The 18971-nt window shown below is 75.1% G+C and carries 20 protein-coding genes and 1 riboswitch; of the genes, 16 read left to right on the top strand and 4 right to left on the bottom strand.

Annotated elements, in window-relative coordinates; all coding sequences use genetic code 11:
- The first annotated feature begins 14 nt into the window (after positions 1 to 14).
- Together ACWEPX_RS00430 and ACWEPX_RS00425 are read left to right on the top strand one after the other, a co-directional pair.
- Positions 15 to 1370 (top strand): FAD-binding oxidoreductase, encoded by a 1356-nt coding sequence (locus tag ACWEPX_RS00430; protein ID WP_451894890.1) that lies wholly within the window; start codon positions 15 to 17, stop codon positions 1368 to 1370.
- Between the two features lie 12 nt (positions 1371 to 1382).
- Positions 1383 to 2615, top strand: coding sequence for an ATP-grasp domain-containing protein (locus ACWEPX_RS00425; RefSeq protein ID WP_451894889.1), 1233 nt, complete (start codon positions 1383 to 1385; stop codon positions 2613 to 2615).
- A gap of 7 nt (positions 2616 to 2622) precedes the next feature.
- Here the strand turns inward: ACWEPX_RS00425 and ACWEPX_RS00420 are convergent, their stop codons facing one another.
- From ACWEPX_RS00420 to ACWEPX_RS00410, 3 genes are read right to left on the bottom strand one after another with little or no spacing between them, the layout of a single operon-like run.
- On the bottom strand, positions 2623 to 3075 hold the full coding sequence (locus ACWEPX_RS00420; RefSeq protein ID WP_451894888.1) for a pyridoxamine 5'-phosphate oxidase family protein: 453 nt from the start codon (positions 3073 to 3075) through the stop codon (positions 2623 to 2625).
- Positions 3076 to 3089: 14 nt separating this feature from the next.
- The gene (locus tag ACWEPX_RS00415; protein WP_451894887.1) at positions 3090 to 3344 is read right to left on the bottom strand and encodes a hypothetical protein; all 255 of its coding nucleotides are present in this window, start codon (positions 3342 to 3344) and stop codon (positions 3090 to 3092) included.
- Between the two features lie 20 nt (positions 3345 to 3364).
- Positions 3365 to 3775 carry a VOC family protein gene (locus ACWEPX_RS00410; RefSeq protein WP_451894886.1) on the bottom strand — a complete coding sequence of 137 codons (411 nt, stop codon included), beginning with the start codon at positions 3773 to 3775 and terminating at the stop codon, positions 3365 to 3367.
- 83 nt (positions 3776 to 3858) lie between these two features.
- Here ACWEPX_RS00410 and ACWEPX_RS00405 point away from each other — a divergent pair, with 83 nt between their 5' ends.
- The 14 genes from ACWEPX_RS00405 to ACWEPX_RS00340 all read left to right on the top strand — a co-directional run bounded on the left by ACWEPX_RS00405 (position 3859) and on the right by ACWEPX_RS00340 (position 17678).
- Positions 3859 to 4503, top strand: a complete 645-nt coding sequence (locus ACWEPX_RS00405) for a response regulator transcription factor (protein ID WP_451894885.1) — start codon at positions 3859 to 3861, stop codon at positions 4501 to 4503.
- A gap of 93 nt (positions 4504 to 4596) precedes the next feature.
- Positions 4597 to 5892 carry an Nramp family divalent metal transporter gene (locus ACWEPX_RS00400; RefSeq protein WP_451894884.1) on the top strand — a complete coding sequence of 432 codons (1296 nt, stop codon included), beginning with the start codon at positions 4597 to 4599 and terminating at the stop codon, positions 5890 to 5892.
- Positions 5893 to 5902: 10 nt separating this feature from the next.
- Positions 5903 to 7261 carry a sensor histidine kinase gene (locus ACWEPX_RS00395; protein ID WP_451894883.1) on the top strand — a complete coding sequence of 453 codons (1359 nt, stop codon included), beginning with the start codon at positions 5903 to 5905 and terminating at the stop codon, positions 7259 to 7261.
- Entirely contained in the window at positions 7258 to 8205 is a 948-nt protein-coding gene (locus ACWEPX_RS00390) for a TAXI family TRAP transporter solute-binding subunit (RefSeq protein ID WP_451894882.1), read from the top strand. The genes ACWEPX_RS00395 and ACWEPX_RS00390 overlap by 4 nt, the downstream gene beginning before the upstream one ends.
- Before the next feature lie 68 nt (positions 8206 to 8273).
- A riboswitch (cobalamin riboswitch) is annotated at positions 8274 to 8427 on the top strand.
- Between the two features lie 32 nt (positions 8428 to 8459).
- Positions 8460 to 9413 (top strand): ABC transporter substrate-binding protein, encoded by a 954-nt coding sequence (locus ACWEPX_RS00385; protein WP_451894881.1) that lies wholly within the window; start codon positions 8460 to 8462, stop codon positions 9411 to 9413.
- On the top strand, positions 9410 to 10453 hold the full coding sequence (locus tag ACWEPX_RS00380) for a FecCD family ABC transporter permease (protein WP_451894880.1): 1044 nt from the start codon (positions 9410 to 9412) through the stop codon (positions 10451 to 10453). Before ACWEPX_RS00385 ends, ACWEPX_RS00380 begins: the two co-directional genes overlap by 4 nt.
- Complete coding sequence (locus ACWEPX_RS00375; protein WP_451894879.1) at positions 10450 to 10671, top strand: hypothetical protein; 222 nt, start codon at positions 10450 to 10452, stop codon at positions 10669 to 10671. The genes ACWEPX_RS00380 and ACWEPX_RS00375 overlap by 4 nt, the downstream gene beginning before the upstream one ends.
- Positions 10668 to 11441: an ABC transporter ATP-binding protein gene (locus ACWEPX_RS00370; RefSeq protein WP_451894878.1), complete on the top strand. Its 774-nt coding sequence runs from the start codon at positions 10668 to 10670 to the stop codon at positions 11439 to 11441. The genes ACWEPX_RS00375 and ACWEPX_RS00370 overlap by 4 nt, the downstream gene beginning before the upstream one ends.
- A gap of 175 nt (positions 11442 to 11616) precedes the next feature.
- On the top strand, positions 11617 to 12468 hold the full coding sequence (locus ACWEPX_RS00365) for a siderophore-interacting protein (protein ID WP_451894877.1): 852 nt from the start codon (positions 11617 to 11619) through the stop codon (positions 12466 to 12468).
- Positions 12469 to 12564: 96 nt separating this feature from the next.
- Positions 12565 to 13560, top strand: coding sequence for an ABC transporter substrate-binding protein (locus ACWEPX_RS00360; protein ID WP_451894876.1), 996 nt, complete (start codon positions 12565 to 12567; stop codon positions 13558 to 13560).
- A complete protein-coding gene (locus ACWEPX_RS00355; protein ID WP_451894875.1) occupies positions 13557 to 14555 on the top strand; it encodes a FecCD family ABC transporter permease in 999 nt (332 codons plus the stop codon). The genes ACWEPX_RS00360 and ACWEPX_RS00355 overlap by 4 nt, the downstream gene beginning before the upstream one ends.
- Positions 14537 to 15553 (top strand): FecCD family ABC transporter permease, encoded by a 1017-nt coding sequence (locus tag ACWEPX_RS00350; protein ID WP_451895252.1) that lies wholly within the window; start codon positions 14537 to 14539, stop codon positions 15551 to 15553. The genes ACWEPX_RS00355 and ACWEPX_RS00350 overlap by 19 nt, the downstream gene beginning before the upstream one ends.
- On the top strand, positions 15550 to 16323 hold the full coding sequence (locus tag ACWEPX_RS00345) for an ABC transporter ATP-binding protein (RefSeq protein WP_451894874.1): 774 nt from the start codon (positions 15550 to 15552) through the stop codon (positions 16321 to 16323). Before ACWEPX_RS00350 ends, ACWEPX_RS00345 begins: the two co-directional genes overlap by 4 nt.
- Positions 16320 to 17678: a DHA2 family efflux MFS transporter permease subunit gene (locus ACWEPX_RS00340; protein WP_451894873.1), complete on the top strand. Its 1359-nt coding sequence runs from the start codon at positions 16320 to 16322 to the stop codon at positions 17676 to 17678. Before ACWEPX_RS00345 ends, ACWEPX_RS00340 begins: the two co-directional genes overlap by 4 nt.
- Here the strand turns inward: ACWEPX_RS00340 and ACWEPX_RS00335 are convergent, their stop codons facing one another.
- Entirely contained in the window at positions 17679 to 18929 is a 1251-nt protein-coding gene (locus ACWEPX_RS00335; RefSeq protein ID WP_451894872.1) for an ATP-grasp domain-containing protein, read from the bottom strand.
- Positions 18930 to 18971: the final 42 nt, after the last annotated feature.

Raw genomic sequence — 18971 nt, 5'->3', positions numbered from 1 at the left:
CGCGGAGGTGTCCGATGACCGACTTCACGGGCTTGGCCGGGCTGGTCGACGGGCGGGTGGTGCTGCCGGGCGACCTCGGGTTCGCCGAGGGCAGCAGGCCGGTCAACCAGCGCTACGCAGGCGTCCAGCCCGCTGCCGTGCTGTCGGTCGCCTCGGCCGCCGACGTGGCCAGGGGGATCACCTGGGCCCGGGAGAACCGGGTGCCGCTGGTGGCGCGCGGCGGCGGGCACAGCTACGCGGGCAACTCCACCACCACCGGGCTGGTCCTGGACCTGCGCGGGCTCGACCGCATCAGCGTCGACCCGGGCAGCGGGCTGGTCACCGTCGGCGGGGGCACCCGGATGGGCGCGCTCTACGCCGCGCTCCAGGCCCACGACCTGGCGATCCCGCTGGGCAACTCCGACGACGTCGCCGTCGGCGGGCTCACCCTGGGCGGCGGGGTCGCCGCGGTGTCGCGGGCGTTCGGGCTGACCTGCGACTCGCTGGTGGCGACCGAGGTGGTGCTGGCCGACGGGACGGTGGTCGGCTGCGACGCCGAGCACGCCGCCGACCTGTTCTGGGCCTGCCGGGGCGGCGGCGGGGGCAACTTCGGGGTGAACACCTCCTTCACCTTCCAAGCCCGCCCGACCCGGCCCGCGTCGACCTGCCTGGCGCTGTGGGAGCGGGCGCACGCCCACGATGTGGTGGTCGCGCTGCAAGAGGTCATGCGGGACGCGCCGGACGAGTTCGCCGCCCGGATCGGGGTGAGCCGGGCGGCGGGGGCCGAGCCGGTCGTGTCCGTGGTCGGCCAGCACCTCGGCCCCGCCGACGAGCTGCGCGGCTTCCTCGCCCCTGCGCTCGCCGCGGCCCGCCCGACCCGGGTGGAGATCGCCGACCGCGGGTACTGGGCGGCCAAGGACTACCTGCGGCACGAGTCCGCGGGCGGGTCGTTCGCGGTGCGCACCCGGTGCACGCCCACCCCGCTGAGCGACGCGGGCGTGGCCACCGCGCTGTCCGCTGTGGACAAGTGGCCGGGCAGCAGCAACCCCGACGGCGGCGGGTTCGCGCTGTTCACCTGGGGCGGCGCGGTCACCCGCGTGCCGGTTGGGGCGACCGCGTTCCCCCACCGCGACACCCTGTTCCTGGTGTCGATGGACACCTCGTGGACCGCGGCGGACGGGCCCGCCGTCGAGCGGGACAACCTGGCCTGGCTCACCGCGCTGCACGAGGACATGGGCGAGCACGCCGGGCCGGGGTCCTACCTCAACTTCACCGACCCGGACCTGCCGGGCTGGCGCGCGGCCTACCACGGCCCCAACCACGACCGGCTGGCCGCGGTGAAGCGCCGCTACGACCCCGACCGCGTGTTCACCTTCGGCCAAGCCGTCTGACCTGGAGGACCGGTGACCCTGATCATCGTCGGCTACCTGCCCGTGCTGCCCGTGCTCGACCACTTCCCACCCGGCTCGGTGGTGCTGGTCGACGAGCCCGACGTGATCCACAAGCGCGGCGTCGCCGAGGCGATGGCGGGCGTGCCGATGCTGCGCGAGCTGGTCCCCTGGGAGTACCAGATGCCCGCGGCGGCCGACGAGTTCCACGCCGCGCACCCGGACCTCGCCCCGGCGATGGTGGTGCCGCTGCTGGAGTACGCGACGCCGTTCGCCGCCCGCCTGGCCGAGCGCTACGGCCTGCCCGGCGCCGGGTTCGGGGCCGCCTCGGTCCTGCGCGACAAGGCCCAGCTGCGCCGGGTGACCCGGGCCGCGGGCATCCCCAACCCGCCGTCGCGGCCGGTGGGCTCCCCCGACGAGGTGCGGGCGTTCATGGCCGAGTTCCCGGGGCCGGTCGTGCTCAAGCCCGCGAACCGGCAGGCGTCGGTGGGGACCAAGGTCGTGTCCGAGGTGGCCGAGGTCGAGGAGTCCTGGGCGCAGTGCGTCGCCCAGGACGAGGGCGCGCTGGTGCCCGACCGGCACGTGCCGCTGCAGATGCTGGTCGAGGGCTACCTGCGCGGCCCGGAGTTCAGCGTGGAGCTGCTGGTGCGCGAGGGCGAGACGCTGTTCGCCAACGTCACCGCCAAGGCGCTGTTCCCCGGGCCGCGGCCGGTCGAGCTGGGCCACACCGTGCCTGCCGACATCCCGGACGCGCTGGCCGCGCGGCTGCGCGCGCAGACCGAGGCGGTGCTGCGCGCGGTCGGCTTCGGCAGCGGCGTCGTGCACTGCGAGTGGATCGCCGTCGACGGCGAGCCGCACCTGGTGGAGTGCGCGGGCCGCTTCCCCGGGGACGGCATCGCCGAGATGATCGAGCGGGCGTACCCGGTGCCGCTGGCGGCGAGCTACTACGCGGTGATGCGCGGCGAGCGGCCCGACCCGCTGCCCACCCGCGCCCGCCACACCGCCGCCGTGCGCTTCCTGCGGCTGGACCCGGGCGAGGTGACCGCGGTGGCGGGCGTCGAGGAGGCCGCCGCCGTGCCGGGGGTCGTCCGCGCGTCGCTGTCGGTGGGCGTGGGCGACCACGTGCCCGAGCTGCGCAGCTCGTGGGACCGGGCGGGCTCGGTGATGGCCCTGGCCGCGACCGCGGACGACGCGGTCAAGGCCGCCGAGGAGGCGCTGGAGCGCATCCGGGTGCAGGTGCGGCCCTAGCGGGGCCTCACCCGACCCACCGGCCCTTGCGCATGAGGACGCGGCCCTGCAACTCGTTCTCCTCCCGCCAGGCCTGCACGCGCTGCGGGGTGATGCGGAAGTACTGGTAGGGCTGGGCGAGGGTCCGCGGGTCGAAGCCGGTCTTGGCGGCGAAGGCGTCGCCGACCTCCGCCCCGAGGTCGGCCACGGCGACCGGCTCGGCCGTCCCCGCCACCATGACCACATCGCGCGTCGGCCCGAAGCTGAGCCGCACCCGCGGGTCGGCCAGCAGGTTGCGGGCGGTGACCGAGGAGAGCGGGGTCGAGATGAGGACGGTGGCGCCGTCCCAGAGGAACGACAGCGGGACGAGGTGGGGGCCACCCGGTCCGGCCGTGGCGACCCACAGGTCGACGTCGCCGTCGAGGCGGGCGCGGGTGTCCCGCAGCCGGTCCTGCGTGGTCCGCGGCGGCGCGGCGGTCATGCTGCTTCCTCCAGTCAGGGGATGGGGCTGTCGATCGCCGCGGAGCGTAACCGGCGGGCGAGCACGTACTCGTAGGGCGACACCCCGTAGGCCAGGCGGAACCAGGCGACGAGGTGGGCGGCGGTCATGCCCGCGGCGCGGGCGACGGCGATGACGTCCAGCGGGCGGGCGTGGTCGCGGTCGAGCTGGTCGCGGACGCGGCGCTGGCGGGCGAACTCGGCCAGGCGCAGGGCGAAGGCGCGGGCTTCGCGCCAGGACGGGTGGCACATGAGCACTCCCCCGGGTGGCCTCAGCACGCTTCCTGGATCCGGACGAGGTTGCCCGCGGGGTCGCGGAAGGCGCAGTCGCGGACCCCGTAGGGCTGCTCGGTCGGCTCCTGCACGATCTCGGCGTCGTGCGCCTTGACCCGCTCGAAGGTGCCGTCGAGGTCCGGGGTGGCCAGCAGGATCCAGCCGTAGGTGCCCTTGGCCATCATCTCGGCGATGGTGCGCCGCTCGTCCTCGGTGACGCCGGGGTCGGTCGCGGGCGGGGCCAGCAGGATGGCGGTGCCCGGCTGCCCGGGCGGGCCGACGGTGACCCACCGCATCTTGCCCTGGCCGACGTCGCTGCGGACCTCGAAGCCGAGGGCATCGCGGTAGAAGGCCACCGAGGCGTCGGGGTCGACGTGCGGCAGGAAGGAGGCGCTGATGGTGATGTCCATGGAGGACACCGTAAACGCCCGCGCCGGGAGCGCACTTCTCGAAACCTGATCGGTCGGCTTGCCCGGGGCGGCATGATGGGGTGATGCGCATCCTGGTGGTCGAGGACGACCCGGGCATGGCGGCGGCGATCGTGGACGCGCTGCGGTCGCGCGGGCACGGCGTGCTGCGGGTGGGGACGGCGGCCGAGGTGGCCGAGCTGCGCGCCGAGGTCGACCTCGTGCTGCTCGACCTCGGCCTGCCCGACGGCGACGGGCTGGACGTGCTGCGCGAGCTGCGCCGGGCCTCGGAGGTCGCGGTGGTCGTGCTGACCGCCCGCGACACCGAGCGGGACGTGGTGCGGGGCCTGCACCTGGGCGCCGACGACTACCTGGTGAAGCCGGTCCGGCTGCGGGAGCTGCTGGCCCGCATCGACGCCGTGGCCCGCCGCTCGCGCCAGGCCGAGCCGCGCGACGCGATCGAGGTGGGCGACGTGCGGGTGGAGCTGGGCGCGCGGCGGGTCACCGTCGGCGGGGCCGAGGTGGCGCTGACGGCCAAGGAGTTCGACATCCTCGCGGTGCTGGCCCGCCGGGCCGGGGTGGCGGTGAGCCGCGAGCAGGTGGTCGACGAGGTGTGGGGGCGCTCGGGGGCGCGCTCGCTCGACGTGCACCTGACCTCGTTGCGCGGCAAGCTCGGCAGGCCCGGGCTGCTCGCCACCGTCCGCGGATACGGGTACCGGCTGGGCGGATGACTTAAGGCGCGGTTAAGGATCGGTGAGACGCAGGTCACTGCCGCCTACAGTCGCCGCACAGTCAACTCCGGCGCGCGACGAGGAGCGGGAGCGATGGTCACCACGGAAACGGTCACCCCACCGACGGGCAAGGACAAGCTGCGCGGGCTCGGCCCCGGCCTGCTGGCCGCCGCGACCGGGGTCGGGGCCGGGGATCTGGTCGCAACGATGGTGGCGGGCGCGCAGTACGGCACCGCGCTGCTGTGGGCGGCGCTGCTGGGCACGGTGCTCAAGCTCGGCCTCGGCGAGGGGGTCGGCCGCTGGCACCTGGCCTCCGGGACGACCCTGCTCGACGGCTGGCGGCGGCTGGGCCGCTGGGCGACCGGCTTCTTCGGCGTCTACATCGTCCTGTGGGGCTTCGTCTACGGCGCGACCGCCATGTCCGCGGTCGGGCTGCCGCTGAACGCGCTGTTCGGCGGGATGTCGGTGCGGCACTGGGCGATGATCGCGGGCGTGGTCGGCCTGGTCCTGGTGTGGGCGCAGCGCTACCACGTGTTCGAGAAGTTCATGACGGTGCTGGTGCTGATCAAGTTCGTCTCGGTCGTCTCGATCGCCGTGCTGGTCGCCCCCGACCTCGGCGACGTGCTCGGCGGCCTGGCCTTCCGGCTGCCCGAGGGCTCGACGGTCTACGTGCTGGGCCTCATCGGCGGCGTCGGCGGCACGATCACCATGGCCGCCTACGGCTACTGGATGTTCGCCAAGGGGTGGAAGGGCACCGGCTGGCTGTCGATGATGCGGTTGGACAACGCGGTGGGCTACCTGATGACCGGGATCTTCGTGGTGGCCATGCTGATCGTCGGCTCGACCATCCTGTTCGGACAGAACCTCACCCAGTCCGACAGCGGCCTGCTCGTGCTGGGCGAGGCGCTCGGCGAGCGCTACGGCGACTGGGCGCGGCTGCTGTTCCTCATCGGCTTCCTGGCCGTCACCTCGACGTCGCTGCTGGGCGTGTGGAACGGGGTCAGCCTGCTGTTCACCGACTGGACGCGCACGATCCGCCTCCCGCACGGCAGGCGCGCGGCGGCCGACCCGGAGGCCGTCGTCGGCCGCGGGCGCGGCTACCACGCCGGGGCGGCCGAGCGGTCGGCGCCGTTCCGCGGCTACCTGCTGTGGCTGACGTTCCCGCCGATGCTGCTGCTGTTCCTCGACCGCCCGTTCGCCCTGACCCTGGTCTACGGCGTGCTCGGCTCGGTGTTCATGCCGTTCCTGGCGATCACCCTGATGCTGCTGCTCAACTCCAAGCGGATCGCCGAGGGCCGGTCGGGGTGGCTGTCGAACCTGGTGCTGGGCGCGTCGTCGGCGCTGTTCCTGGCGCTGCTGGTGACCGACCTGGTCGAGCGGTTCGGCTGAGGCCGCCCGGATGCGCCGCCGCCTGCTGCTGGTGCTGCTCGTGTTCTCGGTGCTCGCCGTCGCCGGGTTCGCGGTGCCGCTGCTGGGCAGCACGGCGGCGAACCGGACCTACGAGTTCGCAATGGCCCGCACCGCCGACGCCGCCCGCATCGCCGCGCTCGCCCAGCCCGCGCTGGCGGGCGGGCCCGCCGACCAGCTGCGCGCGGAGGTGCGGGCCCACGCGCAGCTCTTCGGCGACGGCGTGGTCGTGGTGGACGCCCGCCGCGCGGTCGTGGTGGCCGAGGGGATGCGCTCGGACGAGCCGGACGTGGCGGCCGCGGTCGACGCCGCGCTGCGCAACCAGCCCCGGCCCGCGCCCGCGGACCTGCGGCCGTGGTCGGCCGGGGACCTGCTGATCAGCCAGGCGGTCGGCACCGGGGTGCGGGTGTCCGGGGCGGTCGTGCTGCGCACGTCGGTGCGCCCGGCCGCCGAGGACATCGCGGTCCGGTGGGCGCTGGTCCTGCTGGCCACGCTGGTCGCCGCCGCGGGGGTCGTGGTGGTCGTCGTCCGGGTGGCGCGGTGGGTGCTGCTGCCGGTCGACCGGCTCGCCGAGGCCATGCACCGGATGACCGAGGGCCGCGAGCGCACCCACGTCGACATCGTGGCCGGTCCGCCGGAGCTGCGCGGGCTGGCCGAGGAGTTCAACCGCATGTCCGACGCCCTCGCCGAGTCCGCGCAGGCCCAGCGCGGGCTGGTCGCCGACATCGCCCACCAGCTGCGCAACCCGATGGCCGCGCTGCGGCTGCGGGTCGACGGCCTGGCCGACGGGACCGCCCAGCGCTCGATGCTGGCCGAGTTCGACCGGCTGGAGGACCTCCTCGACGGCATGCTGGCCATGGCCAAGGCCGACAGCACCGCGACCCACCTGGCCACCACGGGCGAGGACGCCCGCTGCGACGCCACCGCCGTGCTCGCCGACCGCTTCGACGCCTGGCAGGCCGCCGCCACCGAGGCGGGGCTGACCCTGCGCTGGCCGGACGACCCGCCCGCGCTGCCGGTGCGCTGCACGGAGAGCGAGCTGGCACAGGTGGTCGACGTGGTGCTCGACAACGCCATCAAGCACGCGGGCCGCGGGGCCACCGTCCGGTGGTCCGCCCAGACCCGCGATGGTGTCGTCGCGCTCGCACTGCGCGACGACGGCCCCGGCGTCCCCGCCGCCGACCTCCCCCGGCTGACCACCCGGTTCTGGCGCGGCCGCTCGCCCACGCCCGGTTCGGGCCTGGGCCTGGCCATCGCCGAACGCCTGGTCACCGCGCGCGGCGGGCGCTTCACCATCACCTCGGCGGACGGCCTGACCGTCCACATCGAACTACCGGAGGCGGGGGCATGAACCGGCGGACGGCCCTGCGGCTGGGCATCGGCGCGCTGGCCGCCGGGGTCGCGGGCTGCGGCAGCGGCGGCTACGCCGGTCCGGCCCGGACGCTGCGCATCGCAGCGGGCGAGCAGGGCGGGTTCTACGTGGAGTTCGCCGAACTGCTCGCCGACCAGCTCGATTCGGCGCTGGGGGCGATGGTGGCGCCCAGCAGCGGATCGGCGGAGAACCTCGAACTGCTGCGGGACGGGCAGGCCGACCTCGGCCTGGCCCTGGCCGACACCGCCGACACCGCGGCGGCGGGGCGGGCCCCGTTCGGCGAGGTGCTGCCGCTGCGGGCGATCGGGCGGGTGTACGAGAACTACATGCAGCTCGTCGTGCTCGCCGACAGCCCGGTCACCGCGGTCGCCGACCTCGCGGGCAGGCGGGTGTCGTTGGGCGCCACCGGTTCCGGCGCGGCCGTCTTCGGCGAGCGGCTGCTGGTGGCGACGGGCGGCGCGGGCATCGACGCCGTGGTCGAGCACAACACGCTCGGCGCGGCGACGCGGCTGCTGGCGGAGGGGGAGGTCGACGCGCTGCTGTGGTCCGGCGGCGTCCCGACGCCCGCGCTGACCGAGCTGGCCGCCCGCCACCCGATCCGGCTCATCGACCTCACCGACCACCTGCCCGCCCTGCGCGCCGCCCACGGCCCCGCCTACCAGCGGGTCACCGTGCCCGCCAACAGCTACGGCCCCAGCAGGCCGGTGGAGACGATCGGGGTGTCGAACCTGCTGCTGACCACCCCGGCGCTGCCCGACGCCGTCGCCGCCGCCGTCGCGCGGACGCTCGTGCTGCGCGCGCCGCAGCTCATCCCGCCCTCGGCGCTGGGCACCCAGTACCTCGACCTGCGCTCGCTGATCGCCACCGGCGCGATCCCGCTGCACCCGGGCGCGGGCGCGGCCTACCGGGAGCTGCGGCGCTGAGCGGGGTGGCGCGCGTCACGCGGAGATCGGCGGGGCCGCCGGTGGGCTAGGGTGGCCCCGCCTGCCCGTCGGGCAGGCTCCGTCCAGGCTCCAGGAAGCCGGTGCGAATCCGGCACGGTCCCGCCACTGTGACCGCACCTCGGGGGCTCGTCGGGCGACCGCGTGGTCGCCCTGAAGTCCCCGGGTCGGGAGTCAGGAACTGCCCTGGGCGGATGACCCCTGCTGGGACGTGGGTATCCCGGACGGAGTGTGCGATGCCGCGTGCGCGCCTTGTTCCCCTGCTGACCGCGCTGGCCCTGGCCGCCTGCGGGGCTCCGGCCCCGCCCGCGGGGACCAGCAGCACCGCGATCGACAACTGCGGGCAGCAGCTCGCCTTCGACGGCGTGCCGCAGCGCGTCGTCGGCTACTACCAGCACCCGACCGAGCTGCTGCTCGCCCTCGGCCTGCGGGACAAGGTCGTCGGGATGGCCTACCCGGACAACGACCCGCTGCCCCGCTACGCCGCGGAGTACCGCGCCATCCCGCAGATCTCGGCGAAGGACGCCTCCTTCGAGCAGATCCTCGCCCAGTCCCCCGACCTGGTCTACGCGGGCTACGACAGCGCCTTCGCCCCCGACACCGGCCGCTCCCGCGAGGCGTTCGCGCAGGCCGGGATCGCCACCTTCCTCAGCAGCGAGGAGTGCACCGACGAGCCGGTGGTGATGGAGGACGTCTACGCCGAGGTGCGCACCATCGGCCAGGTGTTCCAGGTGCCCGAGCGGGCCGAGGCGCTGATCGCGGAGATGCGGGCGAGCGTCGACGGCGTTGCGGCCCGCCTGGCCGACGTCGAGCCGGTCGAGGTGTTCGTCTTCGACAGCGGCGAGGCCAGCGCCTACACCGCGGGCGGGACCGGGATCGGCAACCAGGTCATCGCGCTGGCCGGGGGCCGCAACGTCTTCGCCGACGTGGCGCGCGACTGGGCCGACGTCTCCTGGGAGCAGGTGCTGCGCCGGGCGCCGGAGGTGATCGTGGTCTACGACTACTACGGCACCCCCTCGGTCCAGCAGAAGATCGACTTCCTGCTCGGCAGGCCGGAGCTGGCCGACGTGCCCGCGATCCGCGACCGGCGCTTCGCCACCCTGACGTTGCAGGACACCGTGCTGGGCGTCCGCGCGCCGTTCGCCGTGGAGCGGCTGGCCGCCCAGCTCCACCCGGACCGGATGCGGTGAGGCGCGTCCCCTACCCGGTCGCCCTGGCGTTCCTCGCGCTGCTGCTGCCGGTGGCGATGGTCGCGGGCGTGGGCATCGGCTCGATCGGCGTGGCGCCGCAGGACGTGCTCACCGCGGTGCTCCACCAGATCGTGCCCGCGCTGGTGGAGCCGACCGGGCCGGATTACGTGGAGACGGTGGTGATCACCTCGCGCGGCCCGCGGGTCGTGCTGGGCGCGGTGGTCGGCGCGGGGCTGGCCGTCGTCGGGATGGCGCTGCAGGCGCTGGTGCACAACCCGCTGGCCGACCCCTACCTGCTGGGCGTCTCCTCCGGCGCGTCGGCGGGGGCGGTGGCGGCCATCCTGTCCGGGGTCGCCGTGCTCGGGGTGGCCACGACCCCGGTCGCCGCGTTCGCCGGGGCGCTCGGCTCGCTGGTCCTGGTGCACCTGGTGGCGCGGGCGGGCGGCCGGGTCACCACCGTCGGCCTGGTGCTGGCGGGCGTCGCGGTCGCCTACGTGCTCGCCGCGGCCACCAGCCTGATGCTGCTGCTGGCCAGCAACGGCCAGCAGGCCAGACAGATCCTGACCTGGCTGCTGGGCGGGCTCGGCGGGGCGACCTGGGCGGGCATCTGGGTGCCGCTGGCCGCGGTGCTGGCCGGGCTGGCTGTGCTGATGGCGCACGCCCGCCACCTGAACCTGCTCTACGCGGGCGAAGACGCGGCGATCAGCCTGGGCTTGGACGTGCCGCGCTTCCGCCGGGCGATGTTCGTCGCCACCAGCCTGCTGACCGGGGTGCTGGTCGCCGTCAGCGGACCGATCGGCTTCGTCGGCCTGATCCTCCCGCACGCGGTGCGCCTGGTCGTCGGCGGCGACCACCGCCGCGCCCTGCCCGCCGCAGCCCTGGCGGGCGCGTCGTTCCTGGTGCTCGCCGACGTCGTCGCGCGAACGGTGGCCAGCCCGCAGGAGATCCCGGTCGGCGTCTTCACCGCACTGTGCGGCGGCCCGTTCTTCCTGTGGCTGCTACGCCGACACGGCAAGCGCGGGGCGGGGGTGGCCGGGTGATCGAGGTGACCGGGATCAGCGTCGAGCTGGCCGGGCGGCAGGTTGTGCACGACCTGACCTTCACCGCCGAGACCAGTTCGGCCGTCGGAGTGCACGACCCGACCTCCACCGCCGGAACCAGCGCGGCGGTCAGGGTGCTCACCGCGCTACGCGGCGGGCTGTTCTTGCCGTGGCTGCTGCGCAGACACGACAAGCGCCGGGCGGGGGTGGCCGGGTGATCGAGGTGACCGGGATCAGCGTCGAGCTGGCCGGGCGGCGGGTGGTGCACGACCTGACGTTCGCCGCTGGGAGCGGCGCGGTGGTGGGGGTGATCGGGCCGAACGGGTCGGGGAAGTCGAGTCTGCTGCGGGCGATCATCGGCATCCTGCGGCCCGCCACCGGGTCGATCCGGGTGGCCGGGCGCGACGTGCGGGGGTTGCGGCCTGCCGAGTTGGCCCGGACGGTGGCCGCGGTGCTCCAGGATGCCACCGGCGACTTCGACCTCACCGTGCACGACGTGGTGATGATGGGCCGCGCGTGCCACCAGCGGCTGTTCGCGCGCGACAGCGCCGCCGACCGCGCCGCGGTCGCTGCGGCGCTGGCCGCGGTGGACGCCGCCGACCTCGCGGCCCGCCCGTTCGCGCAGCTGTCCGGCGGCGAGCGGCAGCGGGTGCTCATCGCCCGGGCGATCGCCCAGCGGCCGCGGGTGCTGGTGATGGACGAGCCCACCAACCACCTGGACCTGCGCCACCAGTTCGCGGCGCTGGCCTTGCCCAGGGCGCTCGGGGTCACCGCCGTGATCGCGCTGCACGACCTCAACCTCGCCGCGCACTACTGCGACCAGGTGGTCCTGCTCGACGGCGGCCGCCTGCACCGGGCCGGGCCGCCCGCCGACGTGCTCACCCCCGAGACCCTCGCCGCGGTGTACGGGGTGCGCGCGTCGGTCGCCCCGCATCCGACGACCGCGCGCGTGCACATCACCTTCGACCCGCCGGGAGCCGTGGGCTAACCTCCCCATGATCCGATGACCCGCGCGGATGCCGCCCGAGTGCCGTCACGGTCCGTGGCGAGCCGCCCGCGTTCCGTCCAGTGTGGACTAACCGGGTGTGACCTGACCCATGTCGACATGGACAAATCCGACCTCTCCTCTAAGGTTAGCCTCGCCTTACTGAGGGAGGATGCCGATGAGGCGTATCGAGGACCGCGAGCGGCACCTCGCGGTGATCGACGAGGTGCGGGCGGGGACGGTCCCGGCGAAGGTCGGCTACCCGATCCGGGTGCGCGAGACGACGGTGGTCCGGACCACCGCGGTCGGGTCCGGGCTGGTGCGGGTCACCCTCGGCGGGCCGGGCGCGGCGGGGTTCGAGGCCCACTCCCCCGACGAGCACGTCAAGCTGATCTTCCCCGAGGCCGACGGCACGCTGCGCCTGCCCGAGCCGAACGGGCTGATGCTGCGCTGGCCGAAGCCCGCGCCGACCTCCCGCGAGTACACCGTCCGCCGCTACGACGCCGACGCGCTGGAGATCGACATCGACATTGCGGTGCACGACGGCGGGCTGGGCTCGGACTGGGCCAAGTCCGTGCAGCCGGGCGCGGTCGTGCACGTCGCCGGGCCGCCCGGCGGGCTGATCGTGCCGCACGCCTACGACCGCTACCTGCTCGCGGGCGACATCACCGCCCTGCCCGCCATCGCCCGGTGGCTGGAGGAGCTGCCCAGGACCGCGGCCGGGTGGGCGTTCATCGAGGTCGCCGACGCGGGCGAGGAGATCGAGCTGTCCGCGCCCGAGGACGTCGAGGTGCGCTGGCTGCACCGCGGCGGCGCGCCCGCGGGCACCAGCGACGTGCTGGAGAAGGCCGTGCGGGCGATCACCGTGCCCGAGGGCGAGCGGCTCTACGCCTGGCTGGCGGGCGAGGCGGGCACGCTCAAGCCGCTGCGCCGCTGGGTGCGCGACGAGCTGCGGCTGGACCGGGCCGACCACGACATCACCGGCTACTGGAAGCGCGGCGTCGCCGACTACGACGACCACGACCACTGAGCACAAGCCACTCACCACAAACCACTCACCGCAACCGCGGATCGCGGCCACTGACCGCGACCGCTGACAGCCGTGCACAACCCACGAAGGAAGAGCATGTCCCCGAGCAGAACCCTCCGGGTCGCCGCCGCAGCGGCGCTCGCGCTGGCCCTGGCCGCGGGCTGCGGCTCCGGCGCCGCCGAGCAGAGCGCGCCCGCCGCCGACACCCGCGTCTTCAGCGCCGACAACGGCGAGATCACCATCCCGGTCGCGCCCAAGCGCGTCGTGGCGACCGGGTACGCGGTGCCCGCGCTGCTGGAGGCGAAGGCCCCGCTGGTCGGGATCTCCACCTGGGCCCGCGGCATCCCGCTGATGACCGACGAGATCCGCGCGACCTACGAGGGCCTGCCCAAGGTCGCGGGCGAGTCCGCCGCGGAGACCAACTACGAGGCCATCGCCGAGGCCGACCCCGACCTCATCGTCATCGGCGTGCCCAAGCCCGCGCTCGCCGACATCGACCTGGCCCGGCTGGAGGCCCTGGCCCCGGTCGTGGCGATCGGCCCGACGGTGCCCTCGGCGTGGCGCGAGCTCTCCCGCCGCCAGGCCGACGCGGCGGGCGCGCTGGCCACCTTCGACGCGGCCAAGGCCGCCTACGAGGCCAAGGCGGCCGAGCTGTCTGCCAAGTACGAGGACGTGCTGCCCGGTCTGAAGCTCGGGCACGTCGGCTCCTACGGCGAGGTCGCCAAGGGCAACTTCCAGCGCGAGTTCAACGGCGCGTGGGGCACCAACATCGTCCAGGACGTGGGCGCGGACTACTACGGCGAGGTGAAGGTCAAGGGCGGCGGCTCGCGCGACGTCAGCGAGTACCCCTCGATCGAGGAGCTGCCCGCGGCCTTCGCCGAGGCGGACGCGATCACCTACTCGGTCAAGCCCGACGGCACGCCCGCGCCCGCGGTGCAGTACGTGCTGGACTCCGAGCTGTGGAAGAACCTGCCCGCGGTGAAGGCGGGCAAGGCGTTCCCCATCCGCTACACCGAGGCCGCCACGTACGCGGGCGCGATGCTGACCCTCGACGCGATCGACGAGGCGTTCGCGCCGCTGCTGGCGAAGTGACCCAGGCGCGGGGGCGGGCGGCGACCCGGACCACGCTGCTGGTCGCGGCGCTCGCCCTGCTCGCCGCGGTGGCCGTGCTCAGCATCGGCATCGGCGCCCGGTCGGTGCCGCCCGCGGAGGTCCTGCGCGCGCTGTTCGCCTACGACGGCTCGCCGGACCACGTCGTCGTCCGGGACATCCGGGCGCCGCGGGCGGTGCTGGCCATCGCGGTGGGCGCGGCGCTGGCCGTGGCGGGCGTGCTGATCCAGACGCTCTCGCGCAACCCGCTGGCCGACCCCGGCATCCTCGGGGTCACCGCGGGCGCCGGGTTCGCGGTCACCGTGGGCTCGGCGCTCGGCGCGGCGGGCTCGCAGCCCGCCGAGCTGGGCGCGGCGATGCTCGGCGCGGTGCTGGCCGCGCTGCTGGTCTACGGGGTGGGCAACCGCTCGCCGCTGCGCCTGGTGCTGGCCGGGGTCGCGCTGAGCGCGGTGCTGACCGGCCTCTCGCTGGGGATGCGGCTGCTGCTGCCGGACGTGTTCGACCAGTACCGCTTCTGGGCGGTGGGGTCGCTGGCCGGGCGCGAGCAGGCCCCGCTGGGCCTGCCGCTGGCCGCGATCGGCGCGGCCCTGGTGGCCGCGCTGGTGCTCAGCCGCGCGCTCAACGCCCTGGCCCTCGGCGAGTCCGTCGCCCAGACCCTGGGCGCGGGCGTGGCGCGGGTGCGGGTGGTCGCGCTGGTGCTGATCACCGTGCTGGCGGGCGCGGCGACGGCGGTGGCCGGGCCGATCGTGTTCGTCGGCCTGATCGTGCCGCACCTGGCCCGCCGCTTCGCCGAGGGCTCGGTGCCCTGGCTGACGGCCTACGCCATGGTGCTGGGCCCGGCGCTGGTGCTGCTGGCCGACATCGGCTCCCGGGTGCTGCTGCCCACCGGCGAGGTGCCCGTCGCCATCGTGACGGCCTTCATCGGCGGTCCCGTCCTGATCTGGGCGGTCCGCCGCTACTGGACGGGGGAGCGGTGACGGCAGCGCTCAGGACGCCGCGGGTGGAGCGCCGGACGCTGGTGACGGCGGTGGCGCTGGTCGCGGTGATCGCGGGCCTGGGCCTGCTCGGCCTGTGCTACGGCGCGCGGTGGGCCAGCCCCGCCGAGGTGTTCGCGGCGCTGACCGGGGCGGAGCGCTCAGTCGTGATCACCGAGTGGCGGCTGCCGCGGGTGCTGGCGGGGCTGGTCTTCGGCGCGGCGCTCGGGGTGGCCGGGGCGCTGTTCCAGAACCTGACCCGCAACCCGATGGGCAGCCCCGACGTCATCGGCTTGGACGCGGGCGCCTACACCGGGGCGCTCATCGCGATCACCGTGCTGTCCGGGACGCCTGCCCAGCTGGCGATCTCCTCGGTGGTCAGCGGGGTCCTGGTCGCCGCGCTCATCTACCGGCTCTCGGTCAACGGCAGCCTGTCCGGGCTGCGGCTGGTCGTCATCGGCATCGCCGTCAACGCGATCCTGACCGCGCTGAACTCCTGGATCGTGCTGCGCGCCGAGCTGGACGTGGCGATCGCGGCCGTGGGCTGGAACGCCGGTTCGCTCAACGGCGTCGACTGGGCCGACCTGGTCATCCCGGTCTCGGTGATCGCCGTGCTGCTGGCCCTGGTCGCGCTGGACTCGCGCGCGGTGGGCCAAGCCGCCCTCGGGGACGCGGTGGCCACCACGACCGGCGTCGGGCTGGACCGGCTGCGGCTGCGGATGGTGCTGGTGGGCGTGGGCTGCACCGCGACGGTGACGGCGGTGGCCGGGCCGATCGCGTTCATCGCGCTGGCCGCCCCGCAGATCGGCAGGCGGCTGGCCCGCGCGCCGGGCGTGCCGCTGCTGCCCGCCGCGCTGACCGGCGCGGTGCTGCTGATGGGCGCGGACCTGCTCGCCCAGGCGCTGCTCGCCCCGGTGTCGCTGCCCGTGGGCGTGGTCAGCACCGCGATCGGCGGCGCGTACCTGATCTGGCTTCTCACCAAGGAGGTGCGGCGCGCGTGAGCCGCCTGACCGCCCAGGACATCACCCTGCGCTACGGCGAGCGGACCGTGTCGACGGGCCTGCGCCTGGCGATCCCCGACGGGGCGTTCACCGCCATCGTCGGGCCGAACGCCTGCGGGAAGTCCACGCTGCTGCACGCCTTCGTCCGGCTGCTGCGCGCCGCGGAGGGCACGGTCGCCTTCGACGGGCGCGACGTGGGCGAGTACCCGACCAAGGCGCTGGCCCGGTCGCTGGGCTTCCTGCCGCAGGAGCCGGTGGCGCCGGAGGACATCCGGGTCCGCCAGCTCGTCGGGCGCGGCCGGTTCCCGCACCAGTCGCTGCTGTCGCTGTGGTCGGCCGACGACGAGGCCGCGGTCGCCGAGGCGATGGCCGCGGCCGGGGTCGCCGAGCTGGCCGAGCGGCCGGTGCACCAGCTCTCCGGCGGGCAGCGGCAGCGGGTCTGGATCGCGATGGTGCTCGCCCAGCGCACGCCCTACCTGCTGCTGGACGAGCCCACGTCGTTCCTCGACATCACCCACCAGTACCAGCTGCTGGCGCTGCTGGCCCGGCTGCGCGACGAGGGCCGCACGATCATCGCGGTGCTGCACGACATCAACCAGGCGTGCCGGTACGCCGACCACCTGGTGGCGATGAAGGGCGGCCGGGTCGTGGCCGAGGGCGCGCCCGCCGACATCGTCGACGCCGCGCTGCTCGACGAGGTCTTCGAGCTGCCCAGCGTCGTCGTGCCGGACCCGGTCACCGGCACGCCGATGGTCGTGCCCGCCCTGTGAGCGCGCCCGCGCCGATCGACCGGTCGCTGCTCGGCGTCGCCTTCATCCTGGTGCTGGGCACCTTCATGGCGACGCTGGACGCCACGATCGTCGCCGTCGGCATCGACACCCTCGCCGAGACCTTCGCCGCCCCGGTCACCGAGATCCACTGGACCACCACGGCCTACCTGCTGGCCGTGGTCGCCGCGGTCCCGGCGGCGGGCTGGCTGGCCGACCGCTTCGGCGGGCGGGCCACGTGGATCGGCGCGATCGGGCTGTTCCTGGTGGGCTCGGCGCTGTGCGCGGCGGCGTGGTCGGTGGAGAGCCTGGTGGTGTTCCGGGTCGTCCAGGGCCTGGGCGGCGGGCTGCTGCCGCCGACCGGCCAGGCCCTGCTCGCCCGGGCGGCCGGGCCGGACCGCATCGGCAGGCTGATCAGCGTCGTGGGCGTGGTGCCGCTGCTGTCGCCGGTGCTCGGGCCGCTGGTCGGCGGGGCCATCCTGGCCGCGGCCCCGTGGCCGTGGCTGTTCCTGGTCAACCTGCCGGTCGGCCTCGCCGCGATCGGGCTCGCGCTGCGCTTCGTCCCCGACGCCCGGGGCGCGGGCCGCGCCGGGCCGTTCGACGTCCGCGGGGCCCTGCTCCTGTCCCCCGGGCTCGCCGTGCTGGTGTTCGGGCTCAGCGAGGTCGACGGCGACGCGACGACCGCGGTGGTGGCCATCGCCATCGGCGCGGCCATGCTCGCCGCCTTCGTCGTCCACGGCCTGCGCACGACCCGCGTCCCGCTGGTCGACCCCCGCCTGTTCACCGCTCCCCCGTTCGGGGCCGCGGCGCTGGCGCTGGTCGTGCTCGGCGCGTCGGTCTTCGGCACGATGTTCCTGCTGCCGCTGTACCTGCAGACCGGCGCGGGCCTGTCCGCCATCGCCACCGGCCTCCTGCTGGCGCCACAGGGCATCGGCGCGGCGGCGGGCTCGGTCCTGGTCAACCGCACCATCGACACCACCGCGCCGCGCACGCTCGTCCTCGTGGGCATCGCGCTGGTGGCCCTGGGAACCGCGCCGTTCACCCAACTCGGCGCGGGGCTGCCGGACGGGGTGGTCGCCGTGGCCCTGCTGGTGCGCGGCTTCGGCGCCGCCCTGGTCGGCGCGCCGGTCATGACCCTGGTCTACCGCCGCGTCGAGCGGGCCCAACTCCCCCGCGCCGCGAGCGCGCTGAGCCTGCTCAACACCGTCGGCGGCGCGGTCGGCACCGCGGTGCTCGCGGTGGTGCTGCAAGCCAGGCTCGCCTCCACCGACCTGCCGACCGCCTACGCCGACACCTTCTGGTGGGTGCTGGCCTTCGCCGCCCTGGCCGCCGCCAGCGCGACGCGCCTGCCCCGCTAGCTACGGCCGCGTCTGGATGCGGACGAGGCCTGCGGCCTTCTCGGCGCGGCGGAGGGCTTCGGCGGCGGTGTCGGCGGTGGCCATCACCAGGCCTGCCCGGTCCCACGAGCTGCGCAGGCGGTCGAAGCGGTGGCCGGGGGCGACGGTGATGTCCACCAGGAACACCCCGTCGACCTCGCGGGCGTCGGCTTCGCCGTGGATGGACTCGATGACGCCGGGTTCCATCTCCACGAACCGCACGACCGCGCCGCCGCTCGCCTCGCCCGGCAGCGGGGGCAGCTCCTCCCCCTTCATCAGCGCGAAGTAGGCCAGCAGCAGGTTGATCCCGTACGCGCGGTCGATGACCTCCATGATCCCGTCGCCGGGGATGCGGCCCGCGCACTCCACCAGGTGGGGTTCGCCGTCCTCGACGATCCACTCGCAGTGGGCGATGCCGGTGCCGAAGCCGACCGCGGCCAGCACCCGCCCGGTCCGCTCGACCAGCAGGTCGGCGAGGTCGGCGGGGATGTCGGCGGGCACGATGTGGGTCAGCTCCACCGGGCGCGGGCCCGGGTAGAGCTGCTTGCCGGTGACGTTGGCGAACACCGCCTCGCCCGCCCGGACCAGCAGCTCCACGCTGAACTCCTGGCCTGCGACGCAGCGCTCGGCCAGCATGCGCCGGTCCATCGGCCGGTCCGGGACGAAGATGCCCTCGTCCTGCTCGGCGCACGCCCGCCACGCCGCGACGACCTCGGCCGGGTCGCCGATCACCTGGGTGCCGACCGCCGCCTGCCGGTTGGCGGGCTTGAGCACGACCGCCGAGCCGCCCAGCCCCGCCATGAACGCGGTGACCTCCTCCGGGCCGCGCACGGTCACGCTCTGCGGGTTGGCGATGCCGGCCCGCGCGGTCACCTCGCGCAGCAAAGCCTTGTCGCGCATGGCGTCGGCGGCGGCCACGCCCGCGCCGGGCAGGCCGTAGCGCTCGGCGAGCCGGGCGGCGAACGGGGTGCCGTACTCGACCAGCGGCACCACGCCCACCGGATCGAGGTCCGGGTGGGCGGCCACGAAGTCCGCCGCCGACTCGGCCGCGCCGTAGGCCCACGGGATCAGCCCGGCCACCGCCGGGTTGCCCGCCACCTTGGCCGCCAGGTCGCGCTTGCGCGCCACGTCGGGCTCCTCGACGACCAGCACCGAGCCCGCGGGCGCGGCCGCGGCCAGCTCCCGGAACACCGGCGTCACGAAGCCGACGACCAGCAGGGGTCGCTCCGTCATGTCTCCTCCAGGGGCAGCGGACCGCGCCCGCCCGCGAGCGGG

This window comes from Actinokineospora sp. NPDC004072 (assembly GCF_053604195.1).
The sequence above is the reverse complement of the archived record's forward strand: the minus strand, read 5'-3'. Positions and strand labels throughout refer to the sequence as shown.

Coding starts and splice junctions, on each gene's coding strand:
- ACWEPX_RS00430 (WP_451894890.1), top strand. CDS start 15: ATGACCGACTTCACGGGCTTGGCCGGGCTGGTCGACGGGCGGGTGGTG.
- ACWEPX_RS00420 (WP_451894888.1), bottom strand. CDS start 3,075: ATGACCGCCGCGCCGCCGCGGACCACGCAGGACCGGCTGCGGGACACC.
- ACWEPX_RS00415 (WP_451894887.1), bottom strand. CDS start 3,344: ATGTGCCACCCGTCCTGGCGCGAAGCCCGCGCCTTCGCCCTGCGCCTG.
- ACWEPX_RS00410 (WP_451894886.1), bottom strand. CDS start 3,775: ATGGACATCACCATCAGCGCCTCCTTCCTGCCGCACGTCGACCCCGAC.
- ACWEPX_RS00405 (WP_451894885.1), top strand. CDS start 3,859: ATGCGCATCCTGGTGGTCGAGGACGACCCGGGCATGGCGGCGGCGATC.
- ACWEPX_RS00400 (WP_451894884.1), top strand. CDS start 4,597: ATGGTCACCACGGAAACGGTCACCCCACCGACGGGCAAGGACAAGCTG.
- ACWEPX_RS00395 (WP_451894883.1), top strand. CDS start 5,903: ATGCGCCGCCGCCTGCTGCTGGTGCTGCTCGTGTTCTCGGTGCTCGCC.
- ACWEPX_RS00390 (WP_451894882.1), top strand. CDS start 7,258: ATGAACCGGCGGACGGCCCTGCGGCTGGGCATCGGCGCGCTGGCCGCC.
- ACWEPX_RS00385 (WP_451894881.1), top strand. CDS start 8,460: ATGCCGCGTGCGCGCCTTGTTCCCCTGCTGACCGCGCTGGCCCTGGCC.
- ACWEPX_RS00365 (WP_451894877.1), top strand. CDS start 11,617: ATGAGGCGTATCGAGGACCGCGAGCGGCACCTCGCGGTGATCGACGAG.
- ACWEPX_RS00360 (WP_451894876.1), top strand. CDS start 12,565: ATGTCCCCGAGCAGAACCCTCCGGGTCGCCGCCGCAGCGGCGCTCGCG.
- ACWEPX_RS00335 (WP_451894872.1), bottom strand. CDS start 18,929: ATGACGGAGCGACCCCTGCTGGTCGTCGGCTTCGTGACGCCGGTGTTC.